Raw genomic sequence first — 13,823 nt, forward strand, 5'->3', positions numbered from 1 at the left:
TCAGGGCAGGGCCTCGGACGCCAGGGGCAGGACGGTCCGGAAGGCGGCCCCCGCCCCGGGCTCCGACCGGACCGAGACCGTCCCTCCGTGGGCCCGGACGAGCGACTCGACGATCGCCAGCCCCAGCCCGCTGCCGCCCGTCGGACGCCTGCGGGACGGGTCGGCGCGGTAGAAGCGCTCGAAGACCCGGGCGGCCTGCTCCGGGGTGAGACCGGGGCCCTTGTCGGCGACCTCGACGAAGGCGTGCGACCGTTCGCGGCCCACCCGCACGGTGATGGGGGTGCCGGCCGGTGTGTGGGTGGTGGCGTTGCTCATCAGGTTGCCCACGACCTGGCGCAGCCGCACCTCGTCCCCCGTGACGATCAGTGCGGCGTCGCCCTCGATCGCGAGGGAGACGTCGCGGTCGGGGCAGAGCGTCCGCGCGTCCTGGACGGCGTCGGCGGCGAGAGCGAGCAGGTCGACGGGCTGCTGGAGCAGAGGACGCTGCTGGTCGAGGCGGGCGAGCAGCAGCAGGTCGTCGACGAGCAGGCCCATGCGGCCCGCCTCGCTCTCGATCCGGGAGAGGAGCCAGCCGGCGTCCTCGTCCGGCGCCTGCCGGTGGAACTCGGCGAATCCCCTGATCGACGTCAGCGGGGTCCGCAGCTCGTGGGAGGCGTCCGCGACGAACCGCCGCATCCGCGCCTCCGACTCGCGCGCCGCCGCCTCGGAGGCCGCCCGCGCCTGGAAGGCGGCCTCGATCTGGGCCAGCATGCCGTTGAGCGAGCGGGCCAGGCGGCCGACCTCGGTGCGAGGGTCCCAGTCGGGGATGCGGCTGCCGAGGTGTCCCTGGGCGATGGCCTCGGCCGTCGCCTCGATCTCGCCGAGCGGCCGCAGGCTCCGCCGAACGATGACGACTCCGACGACGGCGAGCGTGGCCATGACGGCGCCGCCACCGAGCAGTTCCACCAGGGCGAGCCGGGTGGTGATCTGCTGCACGGACTCCATGTCGACGGCGGCGACCACGCTGCCGAAGCCCTCGATCGGCACGGCTCTGACCCGCCAGAGCCCGTCGCCGTTCACCGCGGACACCGTCTGGGCGGACCCGGCCTGTGCCTCAGCCGCCGTGAGCGGTCCGGGGCCGGGACGGGTCTCGACGTCCATGCCCACCTGCATCGCCACGGTCTTGCCCGTGGCGTCGCGGATCTCCACCCGGCCCGTGGGCGGCACCCGCAGCCTGCCGAGGGCGAGCGGCCCCCGCTGCAGCCGCATGCCGAGATCGGCGACCACCATGCCGAGCTGCGCGTCGACCCGGCCGACGAGATAGGACCGCAGGACCGACACGCTGCCGACCCCGATCACGGCGAGCGCCACCGCGACGAGGGCGAGCATGGCCGCGCTGAGCCTGATGCGCAGCGGCGTGCGTCCCGGCACGGGTCACACGCCGGCGGGGGGCAATCGCATGACGTAGCCGACGCCGCGGAGGGTGTGGATGAGCCGCGGCTCCCTGCTGTCCAGCTTCCGCCTGAGCACGGATACGTACGACTCGACGATGCCGGCGTCGCCCCGGAAGTCGTAGTCCCACACCTGGTCGAGGATCTGGGCCTTCGACAGCACCCGGCCGACGTTGACCATGAAGTAGCGCAGCAGCTTGAACTCGGTGGGCGACAGAGGGACGGCCACGCCCGACCGCCAGACCTCGTGCGACTCCTCGTCGAGCTCGATGTCGGCGAACGTCAGCCGGGGAGGCGCCGTGAGCGGGTCGCCGGCCGTACGGCGGAGCACCGCCCGGATGCGGGCGATGACCTCCTCGAGGCTGAACGGCTTGGTCACGTAGTCGTCGCCCCCGAGGGTCAGGCCGCGGACCTTGTCCTCCGTGGCGTCCCTGGCGGTGAGGAACACGATCGGCGTGTGGAGGCCACCGCCGCGCAGGCGGCGGACGATGTCGAAGCCGTCGATGTCGGGCAGCATGACGTCGAGCACGATGAGGTCGGGCCGGTGCCGCTGGGCCGCGGCCACGGCCTCGATCCCGTTCGCGGCCGTGTGAACCTCGAACCCGGCGTACCTGAGACTGGCCGCCAGCAGTTCGAGGATGTTGGGCTCGTCCTCGACGATCAGCAGGCGGGCTTCGGCGGATTCGGCAACCATGGCGGACGTACTCTATGGCCCTTCCGTTAAGGGCACTGTTAAAGCGATATGTCGGGCGATGGCGAGGCTTGAGGTCGCGGCGGGCGACGGGGCGTTGCGCACCAGGACGATCCGGCCCCGGACGTCGATCGCGAAGTCGTCGACCAGCCCGCCGTCCCGCCCCACGGCCTGCGCCCGCACGCCGCCCTCGGTCCGCACCAGGTCGGCCGACGACAGCGCGGGGACGTACCGGCGGGCCGCGGCCACGAACGCGCCCTTCGCCACGGAGCCGTAGACCTCTCTCACTCCGGTCCGCCAGTGCTTGGCGGCCATCCGCCCGGTGCCGGGCCAGGTGAGGATGCGCCGGAGGTCTCGGGGCGACACGTCCCGCCACGAGTAGCCCTCGTACGCCAGGGCGAGCACGGCGTTGGGCCCGACGAGGACCTCGCCGTCGATCCGCCGGGTGAGATGGACGCCCAGGAAGGGGTAACGGGGGTCGGGCACCGGATAGACGAGGCCGCGCACCAGGTCCTTCGCCTTGGGCGTCAGCCGGTAGTACTCCCCGCGGAACGGGACGATCCGCACGGCCCCGGGCGCCTTCGCGAGCTCCGCCACCCGGTCGGTGCCGAGACCCGCGCAGGAGATCAGCCGGTCGAACCTGAAGCGCGACCGCCCCGCCAGCACATCGACGCCGCCCGATCTCTCCCTGATCGCCCGCACGGGATGCGAGAGCCGTACGGACCCGCCCGAAGCGGTCACCTCGTCGGCGAGGCACCGGGCGACGGCGGGGTAGTCGGTGATCGCGGTGCGCGGCGAGTGGACCGCGCCCACCCCGACCGCGGCGGGCTCGATCTCCCGAAGGCCGATGGCGTCGAGCTCCGCGACGTCGGGAACCCCGTTCTCCCTGGCTCGATCGGCGATGCGGCGCAGCCCGGCCATCTCGCCCCGGCCGGAGGCGATGACCAGCTTCCCCACCTCGTCGTACGGCAGCCCGTGCTCCGCGCAGTACTCCTTGAGCAGGGACACGCCGTCCCGGCAGAGCCGGGCCTTGAGCGAGCCGGGCGGGTAGTAGATCCCCGCGTGCACCACGCCGCTGTTGTGGCCGGTCTGGTGGGCCGCGACCCGGTCCTCCTTGTCGAGGACCGTCACCTCGGCCCCCGCTTGGGCGGCCTGCCTGGCCACGGCCAGGCCCAGGATCCCCGCGCCGATGATCCCGATCCTCATGCCGGCCCGGCCGGCGTCCGGTGGGTTGCCATGCCGACATTGTCGCGCAGCCGGGCTGGTTCTCGGTGATCGAACTGTTGTTCGGTATGCTGACCGGTGTGTACGTGCCACCAGGCTGGCCCGCCGAGGTGCGGCCGCCGGACAGCCCCGACTGGGCGATGTCGGCCGTGTCGTGGCTGCTCGACGCCGTCCCGCCGGACTATCGCGCGTACGGCGTGCTGCGCCGCCACCCGATCGCGCTCGCGCGGATGGCCCGCCAGCACGTGCGCGCGGCCATCGAGGCGGCCCGGACCGGCTATCGGGGCGCCGCCGTCGACCTGAGAGACCATCTGCCGCCACACGCGGTCGAGGAGGTGCTCGACGCGTATCGGCAGGAGGGACCTCGCCTCGTACGACTGGCCGAATCGATCGAACTCGTGGAGCGGGCGTTGCGAGGGGAGCATTTCGTCGAGAGATTCCGCTGAGCTGGGACTAACCGGGCATAGACCTATATAAGTCCAAGTTTCGGGAGGAAACGATGACTACCGGAGGAGCCGAGAAGCGAGCCCGGGACGTGATGCATCCGGGGGCCGCCTGCGTGGGCGAACACGAGAGCCTGCGCAGGGCTGCGGAGATGATGCGCGACATGAGCGTCGGCGCGCTGCCCATCTGCGGTGACGACGACCGCCTCAAGGGGATCATCACCGATCGCGACATCATCATCAAGTGCTGCGCCGAGGGCATGGACCTCGACCGGACGACCGCGGGCGAGCTCGCGCGCGGGCTGGTGTGGGTGGACGCCGACACCAGCGTCGACGACGCCATCACCCAGATGGAGGAGCACCAGATCAAGCGCGTACCGGTGATCGAAAACCGTCGCCTGGTCGGGATGATCAGCGAAGCCGACCTGGCCAAGGGGCTGCCGGACGACCAGCTGGCCGAGTTCGTCCACCGCATCTACGCCGGAGCCTGATCAGGGCTCCCGGCCGGCACCGGCCCCCGCCGTCATCGGCGGGGGCCGTCCCGTATGGGACGGGGCGCGATGGTGCGGGGCTCAGCGGCCGGTCCGGTAGGCGATCGTCGCGATCACTCCCATGACGCCCAGCGCGACGCCGACCCATAACAGCGTCATCAGTGCAGGAACGCCGCCGCCCGCGCTCTCGGACGCGGCCTCGGCGGCGCCGGTGCGAGCCGCCCTCCGGCCCGGGGACGGCGTCGGCCGGGGCGTCGGGCGGGACACGACGGGGGCCGCTCGCGCGCGGGCCCCGGCCGGCAACGGCACCAGGTAGACGGGGCTGTCTGCTCCCTCCGACCCGGTCATCAGGCCGGAGCCGTCCCGCGTATAGGTGATCGACTCGGCCTGGTCGAGCGGCGGCATGGTGACGTGGGCGAGGAGATCGCCCGGCGCCCGGTACACCGACGCGGAGAAGTACGTGCGGATGACGAAGGCCGACCCGTCGGGCGCGTACGCCGCGTCGGTCGCCATGATCGGCGCGGGCCCCACCTTGCGCAGCACGTTCACCCGGTCGGTACGGAGCCGCGCCGGAGCCTCGTACACCGACCCGCCGATCTCCTTGCTCACGACGTAGAGACGGCCGGTACGCGGGTTGACCATGACGCCCTCGGCGTTGCGGCTGCCGTCCTCGTAGCGGAACCGGTACCGGGTGGCCGGCAGCGTGGCGTCCCGTACGGTACGTGGCTCGGTCACCCGGTAGACGCTGATGTCACGGCGGTTGTTCTGGTTGTCGCCGATGTCGGCCAGCCACAGCACGCCGCGCCCCGAGGCCCGGTCGAGCGTGGCCGCCATGGCCTCCCAGTCCCAGGCGCCGGCCCCGCCGATCGTGAACGTCGCCCTGGTCCGGCCGTCGGACCCCACGGCGAAGACGCGGGGGCCGTCGCCGCTGTCGTTGTGCGTGTAGACGATGCCCGGATGCGTCGGCGAGACGGCCATGCCGCTCGACTCGTTGATCCGCTTGTCGTGAAACCGGAAGAGCAGCCGATCACCGTCGGCCCGGGCGGCACCGGGGACCAGCGGCACCGCGACGATCAGCAGGAACGCCGCCACGAGCCCCGCCACGCGACCGCTTCGCGGCCTCTCCCCCGATCTGCTCCCCATGCCGCCATCATTCCCGATATCCGCGCTCCGAGCGTGCCCTGGTCGGTCCCCGCCTAGCCGTCCCAGGCGATCCGGTAGTCGTGAATCCACGCGAGCGAGTTCCGCCGTTCCACCTGGCGCATGATCACGGGCAGCACCAGATCGCGTACGGCGGCGCCGAACCGGCCCGGCGCCTTGCCGTCGCCGTTGCGCTTGCCGTACGCGACGATCCGCTCCACCCGCTCGCGGCGCAGCCCCTCGTAGGCGCGGAACGCGGCGGAGGTCTCGGGCGTGTCGCGCAGGCACCGGGCGAGCACGACGGCGTCCTCGATCGCCATCGAGGCGCCCTGGCCCGAGGCCGGCGAGGTGGCGTGGGCGGCGTCGCCGATGAGCACCATGCCGTCCCGCGACCAGGTCGGGACCTTCGGGAGATCGTAGGTGTTCCATCCGGGCAGGATGTGCTCGGTCGCCGCGATGATCTGCCGCATCGGGCCGGCTTCGCCGTCGAACAGGTCCATCAGCCGCGCCCGCCACCGGTCCGGCGCGACGGCGGCGAGTTCCTCGGGCGACTGCTCCCGGCGGCTGGGCGGGTTGGCGAACCACCACACCTCTCCATCGGGGTGGATTATGTACCCGAAGAAGCATCGGCTGCCGAAGACGAAGTAGACGGTCCCCGGCACCCCCGGCACCGTCACGCCGGACGCGAAGCCGCCGGTGTTCAGCAGCCCGAGATAGCGGGCGGACGGAGCCGCCGGGTCGACGACCGTCCGCGTGCGCGAGCGGAGCCCGTCCGCGCCGATCAGCAGATCGCCCTCGGCGGCGCCGCCGTCGGCGAAGACGGCGCGTACCCCGCCCGCCGTGGGCGAGGCCGACACGAGGCGCTTGCCGTACCGGACGGTCGCGCCGCGCCGCACCGCCTCGTCGCGCAGCTCGCGGTAGAGGTCGGCCCGCTTCAGGGTGCGGCTCGGCTGCCGCACGGTGGCGAGCCCTCTGCCCCGCCCGTTGTGGATCTCCATGACCGGCGTGTCCATGCCCAGTCCTTCGACGAGGTCGTGCAGGCCGAGCACGCGCAGGGCCGCGAGACCGTTCACGGCCAGGGTGAGGAAGGCGCCCACCCCCTCGGCCCCCTTGTCGTACGCCTCGAAGATCTCGCTGTCGATGCCCGCCCGGCGCAGAGCCATGGCCGCCACCGGCCCGGCGATGCCGCCACCAATGATCAATGCTCTCTTGGTCATGTTATGACTATACATAAAATGACTATCGAGAAACAGGGCCGATACGATGTGCGGCATGGCGACCCGGCGTTCCCCTCTGGCCATGGCCGTGCTCTCCCTGGTCTGCGAGGCGCCCATGCACGCGTACCGGATGCAGCAACTGATCAAGGAGCGGCACAAGGACGACGTGGTCAACGTGGCCCAGCGCAACAGCGTGTACCAGACGATCGAGCGCCTCCTCCGGGACGGGCTCATCGCGGTCCGCGAGACCGCGCGGGAGGAGAACCGGCCGGAACGGACCGTCTACGAGCCCACCGACGCCGGGCGGGAGACGCTGCGGCAGTGGATGCGGGCGATGCTGTCCGCCCCGGCCAAGGAGTTTCCCGAGTTCCCCGCCGCGCTGGCCTTCCTGCCCGTGCTCCCTCCGGAGGAGGCCCTGGCCGCTCTCCGTGAGCGTGTCGCCGTCCTGGAGGCCGGGCTGGCGGCCGTACGAACCGAGCTGGCGGAGGGCGCCACGTTCCTCGCCCGCCTGTTCCTCGTGGAGACCGAGTATCGGCGGGACGTCATCGACGCCGAGCTCGCCTTCGTCCGCGGGCTCGTGGACGACCTGAGCCAGGGCACGCTGACCTGGGACTATCGCGTCTGACCCCCACCTCGTGACGATCGGCGGCCGGGCCTCGTCTACGATCCTGCCCAACCGCAGGTCAACGAGGTGGCACGTGCTTGAGGTGCTGGGGATCGACCAGTGGGGTGAGGAGGCTTACCTCGCGCTGGTCGACGGGACGCCGCTCACCGCGGAGGAGATCCTCAGCGTCACGACGATAGAGCGGGAACTGTTCGGCACGGTCGTGCAGCGCCTTGAGGACCGTGGCCTGATCTCCCGCCTGCCGGGCCGCCCGGTGCGCTACACGGCGCTTCCGCCGGAGAACGCCATCGAAGTGCTGCTGCTGGCCCGCGAACGCGACATCAAGCGCGTGCGGGCGCTGGCGCATCACCTCGGCGAACGGCACCGCAGGGCGCGGCCGGGACACGACGCGGCCGAGCTGATCGAGGTGATCTCGGGTCCTGACGCGGTGGCGCGGTCGGGCCAGCAGCTCATGCGCAGGGCCAGGAGCACCCTGCGCGGCATCGACGCCCCGCCGTACGCGCGGGCGATCGACGGGGAGCGGATCTCCTCCTCGGCGAACGTGCTGGAGCAGACGGTCCGGCGGCGTTTCATCCACGACCGCGACGCGCTGCTGCTGCCCGGCCAGGCCGACGAGCTCGCCCGGGGCACGGCCGCGGGCGAGGAGATCCGCGTCCTGGCGAGCGTCCCGATGAAGATGCTGCTGGTCGACGACGACCTCGGGCTGATCCCGCTGCGGGCGACGCCCCGCGTGCTCGACTCGTGCATCGTGGTGCACCCCTCGGCCCTGCTCGACGCGCTGTCGACGCTGTTCGAGATGCTGTGGCAGCAGGCGCAGCCCTACCCCGCGCGCCAGGGCCCGACCGGCGCCGCCGGCCCGGAACGGGCGGCGGACGACGAGCCGCCGTTGACGGACGAGGAGCGGCGCATCGTCTCGCTGCTCGCGCTCGGCCTGCCCGACGAGGCCATCGCCCGGCAGTTGGAGATCGGCCATCGCACGGTGCAGCGCCGCATCCACGACCTTATGGTCCGTCTCAACGCGACGAGCAGGTTCCAGGCCGGCGTCCTCGCCGCCAGCCGGGGATGGTGGACCCCGTAGGGGAAGGGGCCCGGCCGGAGGTCCCTCCGGCCGGGCCGCGGTGATCAGGCGTGGCCGGGGCGCGGCGGCTCGACGCGCATCGTCACCGGCACCTGCCGCGCCTGGTACGGCGTGTCGGTGTCGACGACCAGCCCGGCCGAGTATTCGGTGAGGACGGAAGTAGCGTCCTCGTCCGCGTCGAACCGGACCGTGATCTTGGCGCTGTGCCCCGGCTCAAGCCGGGACCCGCCGTTCCGCACCGACAACCACGCGACGTCCGCGTGCGGCTGCTCGTAGCCCGGCAGCTGCTCGACGGTGGCCACGGGCATACCGGTCGCGGGGTCGGACCCGCCGACGAGGTAGAACCCGGAGGCGCCCGCGGCTCCGGCCGTGGGCGCGGGGGCGTTGGGCAGCGGGCTCCACGTGTTCGTCGCCGGGTCGTAGGCGAAGCCCTCGTTGGTGACGACGCCCTGGCTGAGGCTGTAGCCGGTGGAGACGAGCAGCCGCCCGTTCGCCACGGCTGAGGCCGCGCTCATCAGGTCGAGCGGCATGTCCGCGACCCTGGACCACTTGTCGGTCTTCGGGTCGTAGGCGTACGCGTTGGCCGTCTGACCGCCCGCGCAGTAGACCTTGCCGTCGATCCCGCCGCACGCCAGGCGCGCGGTGCCGATGGGGTACGCCGCCGCCTTGCTCCAGCCGTCGGCCGACGGGTCGTAGACCATGACGTCCGCGTTGGCGCAGTATTCGTTGCCGAATCCCTCCATGTAGCACCCGCCGACGACGTAGAGCTTGCCGTCGAGCACGGCCGACCCCGACGACCCGAGAGGCCGCGGGTTCGGCGTGCCGGTGTGCCAGGTGCCGGTCCCGGTGTCGTAGATCTCGGTCGCGGCGACCGTGCCGCCCATGCTGTCCCGTCCCGAGGTGACGTAGAAGCGGTCGCCGATGAAGGCGCCCACCGCCGCCCACCGCCGGTACCAGGGGCTCTCCAGCGTCGTCCAGGTGCGCTTCTTCGGGTCGTACGAGGCGAACGTGTTGGAGAACAGGGTGCCGGTCGCCGGATTGCCGAGCCCGGCGTACAGCTTGCCCTTGTAGGTGCCCGCGACCATGCCGCTGGAGGGCTGGGCCAGATCGGCGATCGCGCGCCAGGCGTCGCCGACCGGCGGAGCCGGACGTGTGGCCGGGCTCCCCGACGGGGACGCCGGCGGAGACGGAACGGTGGCCGGGATCGCCTTGTCCATGGGGGTCTTCACCCGCTGCACGGGCGTGCGGCCCTTCGCCTCCTCCAGCGTGCCGTCGGACGATCCCTGCCCCGCCGTCTGCTGGAGGCTCACCGGCGCCCCGCCTTCCCGCTCGCCGAGCGTGAAGGAGGCCGGAGCCGTGCCGTCATTCTTCACGGTGACCGTGACGGTGCGGCTGCCGCCCCACGGCACGGACGCGCTGACGGACGCGGGAGCGACCGTGATCCGTCCGGCCTTGAGGGCGAAGTCGGCGGGGGTCACCCCCGACGTGAGCTTCAGCTTCCGGGTCAGCGCCGGATAGCCGAACGCCGCCTTCTCCGCCGTGATCCGCCGATCGCCCTTCTCCGGCGAGAACAGCCAGTACAGGCCGTCGCCGATCGCCTGGTCCTGCGGCGTCGCCACGCTGATCGCGCGCGCGGGCCCAAGGGATGCGGGCCCAAGGGACACGGTCGCGCCGACGACGCCCTCGCCGGTGTTGGCGTCGGTCACCCGGCCGACGACGAGTCCACCGGGCTGCGCCGCGAAGGTGCGGGTGCCCACGGCGACCCTGTCGACCTCCCAGATGTTGCCGAGGCCGCCCACGTAGTGGAACCGCACCCGCACGTCCTTGCGCCCGGCGAACGGCGTGAGCGAGACCGACACGTGGTCGGGGCCGGACAGGGCCGGGGGCGAGCGCCACAGGGTGTACCAGGTCGTGCCGCCGTCGACGCTGACGTCCATGTCGGCCTGCGGGACGTCGACCCGCTGCACCGGCGGGAAGTGGGTGTCGAACTCGACGACCGGGTTCTTCTCGGCCGACAGGTCGTACGACGGGCTGCGCAGTTCGGTGTCGAGCTGCGCCCAGCCCTCGTTGAAGTCGTCCACGATGGCGAAGCCACCGCCGCCGCCCGTCTGGTTGCTGCGTCCCAGCGGGTCGTCGAAGCGCCAGCCGCCGTTCTCGTTGTTGTTCTTGACGGTCCAGCCCGCCGGGGCGGACCGGGTGTCGAACGGCTGGACGCCGCCGCCGTGATAGGTCAGCGAATATCCGGGGGCCGCCGCCTTGGTGGTGTCCACGGGCACCGCGACGTCGGCGGTCGCCGGGCCCTCGCCGACGGCGACCTCCACCGTCTTGGGCAGGTAGCCGGGATATCCCGAGGTCACGGTGAGCGTGTACGTGCGTCCCTGCGGGAGCCGCACGCTGTACTTCCCGGTCAGCGGGTCGGTGAAGACCGGGGCGCCCGGCACTCCCTCGACCGCGACCTGCGCGTAGAGCGGCCAGCCGTGGCCGCCGCCGTCCGTGACGGTGCCCGACACGGTCTGCGCGGGCAGCGCCTGGAGCGCCACGTCTTTGGTGACGGTCTGGCCGTCGGCCAGGGCGAACGTCTCGATCACCGCCTGCCGGTACCCGTACACGTCGACCGTGCCGGAGTAGGTGCCGACCGGCACGGCGAGGCTGTACCGGCCGTCGCCCGCGGTGGTCGCGGTGTAGTCGCCCAATGTCACGAGCGCGCCGGATACGGGCTTGCCGGTGCCGGCGTCGGTCACCGTGCCGGCGACCGTTCCGTGCGGGGCGCCGCGGAACGCGGCCGGGCCGTTCGGCGTGCCGAGCCCGGTCGGCCCGTCGTAGCCGGCCTGCGCGGCGCAGAGGTAGGACGGCGCGCATTCCGGCGTGGTGCCGAACGGGCACAGCCCGGCCGGGCAGCTCGCGTCGTCACCCTTGGTGACGTCCCACAGCGCGCTCGCGCCGAGGTACGGATACGTGTTGGCCCGGGTGCCCTCGATCGGGGCACCGGCCACCGCGTAGACGCCGGTGACGATGGGGGTGGCGGCGCTGGTGCCGCCGTAGACGGCCCAGCCGTCGTCGGAGTAGCTGTTGTAGACGGCGACGCCGGTCACCGGGTCGGCCACGGCCGACACGTCCGCGACGGTGCGCCCGGGGCAGCCGGAGTCGTGCTGCGTCTCGGGCTTGGCCTCGAACCGGGAACATCCCGATCCCGGCGCGCCCCACCGCTGCTGACCGCCGCCGTCCGTCCAGGTGGAGTTCCACACCGTCTCCGACCAGCCGCGCGAGCTGGAGTCGCGGACCAGGGACGTGCCGCCGACCGAGGTGACGTACGGCGAGGCGGCCGGATAGGACACTCCGTAGCCGTAGTCGCCGGAGGCCGCCACGACCGCCACTCCCGGGTGGTCGTAGTGGACGTCCAGCGTCGCCTCGTCGGAGTACTCCTGGTCGGTGCCGTAGGAGTTGGACACGAAGCGCGCCCCCATCGCCACCGCCTGGTCGACGGCCGCGCCGAGGTCGTACGGGCTGTTGGAGTCGGCCTCGACGAGAAGGATGTGTGCGCGGGGCGCCACGGCCGAGACCATGTCGAGGTCGAGGGCCGCCTCTCCCGCCCAGCCGGGGTCGGGCGCGGGATAGTCGGTGCCGCCCCGCTGGTCGACCTTGCGGAAGCAGCCGTCGGCACCGGTGCACGCCGGGAGGCCGAACTGCGCGCGGTAGACGGCGAGGTCCGCCTCCGCCTCGGGCGCGTCGAAGGCGACGACGATCGCGACCGTCTGGCCCGCTCCGCCGTCCGACGGCAGCCCGTACGCTCCGGCGAGGTCGGCGGGGCCGTACCCGTCAGGGGCGGCTCCGGCCGCCAGCGGACCCGCGGCGTGGCGGGCGCCGCCCGCCTTCCGCAGCACGAAACAGCTGAACCGGCCCTCGGCGGGCGCCTCACACAGAGGCGCGTACGGCTCGGCCTGCCCGGCGCCTCCGGCCGCGTCCGGGGTGGAGGTGACAGCCGGGGTGGATGTGGCTGCCGGGGTGGGCGGTGCCGGCGAAGTGCCGGCCAGGGATGTTCCGGGAGAAACGGCCAGGGCTGCGAGCACCGCGGCGGTGGCGATCACCACTCTGGGGGCCCCGGCCCCGGGCCGGTTCCGGAAAAGCGGTTTCCGGATATGCAGTTTCCAAATACGCAATGGGGGATGCTCCTGCTTTCGGACCGCCGCCAGGCGTGCGCCGACGGTCGAGATCACGGAATATGGTCCGAAAATCCGGCATCCGGGACAATCTCGTCAACGTCACCGGGCGGCGGGATGCTGCCGTGACGCGTTCACGCCAGCGGGAAAGTAGTCCGAAATACCCCAATACAGACAGAAACGCCCCCCGCCTGTTTCCAGGACGAGGGGCAGGTCTGATCAGAGCCGGCTGGAGCCCCGGACCACGAGGGTGGTCGGCAGCACCTGCGGGGGCGGCGCGTCCGCGCCGTTGATCATGGCGACCACCGCCTCGGCCGCGGCGGCTCCTATACCGGCCTTGTCCTGCGCGACGGTGGTGAGGCCGGGGATGACCAGCCCGGCCAGCTCGATGTCGTCGAACCCGACGACGGCGATGTCCTCGGGCACCTTCAGGCCCGCCTCGGCGATCGCGCGCAACGCGCCCACGGCCATCTCGTCGCCCGCGACGAAGACGGCGTCGGGCTGCTCCGGCGCCCGCAGCAGCCGGCGCATCGCGGCCACGCCGCCGGAGAGATAGAAGTCGCCCTCGACAACGTGCTCGGGACGCTGCGACAGGCCGAGCGCGGCGAGCTCCTCGACGTATCCCCGCAGCCGATCGGTCCCAGGTCCTGTGCCCGCGGGGCCGCTGATGGTCGCGATGGACCTCCGCCCCTGCTCGTACAGGTGCCGGACGGCTTGCCGTGCGCCTCCCACATTGTCAGAGGTCACGTACGTGGTGCGGGGCCCTTCCAGTGGACGGTCGAGGGAGACGCAGGCGATGCCGGACTCGGCGAGGTATCCGAGCGAGGGGTCGCGGTTGCCACTGTCGATCATGACAACCCCGTCGAGATTGTGCCGCCGCACGGCGTGCACGTACGACTCCTCGGGCTTCTCCTCGCTCGTGGCGAGCAGCAGGAGATGGTAGCCGCGCCCGCTGAGCGCGGTCTTGAGCCCGATGAGGATCTCCTGGAAATAGGGATGCCGCCATCCGGGACGCCGATGATCGGTATCCCATACGAGACCGACCATCGACGACTTCTTGGTGGCCAATGTGCGGGCCGACGCGTTTGGTTGGTAGCCGATCTGCTGCGCGGCGCGTAACACCTCGTCACGCGTCCTGGCGTTCACCACCTCCGGGTTGTTGAACACACGGGAGACGGTCGCCGGCGACACCCCGCACAGGCGTGCCAGCTCTCTGATCGTTGCCACAATCGAACGTTATCGCATCTCGCTGAAACCGGTTTCATGTAACCGGTTTCACGCACGGTACGCGAGTATCGGGAAATGTGTCAAGCCGGATAGAACCAAC

Annotated in this window: 11 protein-coding genes; 4 read left to right on the forward strand and 7 right to left on the reverse strand. The window is 72.0% G+C overall.

Annotated features, from left to right (window positions below):
* Genes JOL79_RS17305 through lhgD form a run of 3 tightly spaced genes read right to left on the reverse strand, consistent with a single transcriptional unit; the run spans position 1 to position 3,327 of the window.
* On the reverse strand, positions 1 to 1,410 hold the full coding sequence (locus JOL79_RS17305) for a sensor histidine kinase (RefSeq protein WP_307848577.1): 1,410 nt from the start codon (positions 1,408 to 1,410) through the stop codon (positions 1 to 3).
* Positions 1,411 to 1,413: 3 nt separating this feature from the next.
* Positions 1,414 to 2,124 (reverse strand): response regulator transcription factor, encoded by a 711-nt coding sequence (locus JOL79_RS17310; RefSeq protein ID WP_210156848.1) that lies wholly within the window; start codon positions 2,122 to 2,124, stop codon positions 1,414 to 1,416.
* Between the two features lie 12 nt (positions 2,125 to 2,136).
* Positions 2,137 to 3,327, reverse strand: coding sequence for an L-2-hydroxyglutarate dehydrogenase (gene lhgD / locus JOL79_RS17315; RefSeq protein ID WP_210156849.1), 1,191 nt, complete (start codon positions 3,325 to 3,327; stop codon positions 2,137 to 2,139).
* 86 nt (positions 3,328 to 3,413) lie between these two features.
* Between lhgD and JOL79_RS17320 the strand changes: the two genes are divergently transcribed.
* Positions 3,414 to 3,791 carry a hypothetical protein gene (locus JOL79_RS17320; protein WP_210156850.1) on the forward strand — a complete coding sequence of 126 codons (378 nt, stop codon included), beginning with the start codon at positions 3,414 to 3,416 and terminating at the stop codon, positions 3,789 to 3,791.
* Positions 3,792 to 3,844: 53 nt separating this feature from the next.
* Complete coding sequence (locus JOL79_RS17325; RefSeq protein WP_210156851.1) at positions 3,845 to 4,279, forward strand: CBS domain-containing protein; 435 nt, start codon at positions 3,845 to 3,847, stop codon at positions 4,277 to 4,279.
* Between the two features lie 81 nt (positions 4,280 to 4,360).
* On the opposite strand, the gene JOL79_RS17330 is transcribed toward JOL79_RS17325, so the two are convergent.
* Both JOL79_RS17330 and JOL79_RS17335 read right to left on the reverse strand, forming a co-directional pair.
* Entirely contained in the window at positions 4,361 to 5,383 is a 1,023-nt protein-coding gene (locus JOL79_RS17330) for a hypothetical protein (RefSeq protein WP_307848578.1), read from the reverse strand.
* Between the two features lie 92 nt (positions 5,384 to 5,475).
* Positions 5,476 to 6,636 carry an FAD-dependent oxidoreductase gene (locus JOL79_RS17335; protein ID WP_210156853.1) on the reverse strand — a complete coding sequence of 387 codons (1,161 nt, stop codon included), beginning with the start codon at positions 6,634 to 6,636 and terminating at the stop codon, positions 5,476 to 5,478.
* 55 nt (positions 6,637 to 6,691) lie between these two features.
* Here JOL79_RS17335 and JOL79_RS17340 point away from each other — a divergent pair, with 55 nt between their 5' ends.
* Positions 6,692 to 7,261, forward strand: a complete 570-nt coding sequence (locus JOL79_RS17340; protein ID WP_230984918.1) for a PadR family transcriptional regulator — start codon at positions 6,692 to 6,694, stop codon at positions 7,259 to 7,261.
* 73 nt (positions 7,262 to 7,334) lie between these two features.
* Positions 7,335 to 8,339, forward strand: coding sequence for a TrmB family transcriptional regulator (locus tag JOL79_RS17345; RefSeq protein WP_210156854.1), 1,005 nt, complete (start codon positions 7,335 to 7,337; stop codon positions 8,337 to 8,339).
* Between the two features lie 44 nt (positions 8,340 to 8,383).
* Here JOL79_RS17345 and JOL79_RS17350 read toward each other — a convergent pair whose 3' ends face one another.
* Positions 8,384 to 12,427 (reverse strand): carboxypeptidase regulatory-like domain-containing protein, encoded by a 4,044-nt coding sequence (locus JOL79_RS17350; RefSeq protein ID WP_210156855.1) that lies wholly within the window; start codon positions 12,425 to 12,427, stop codon positions 8,384 to 8,386.
* A gap of 288 nt (positions 12,428 to 12,715) precedes the next feature.
* Positions 12,716 to 13,723 (reverse strand): LacI family DNA-binding transcriptional regulator, encoded by a 1,008-nt coding sequence (locus JOL79_RS17355; protein ID WP_210156856.1) that lies wholly within the window; start codon positions 13,721 to 13,723, stop codon positions 12,716 to 12,718.
* Positions 13,724 to 13,823: the final 100 nt, after the last annotated feature.

The organism is Microbispora oryzae (assembly GCF_017896165.1).
GTDB classification, from domain to species: Bacteria; Actinomycetota; Actinomycetes; order Streptosporangiales; family Streptosporangiaceae; genus Microbispora; species Microbispora oryzae.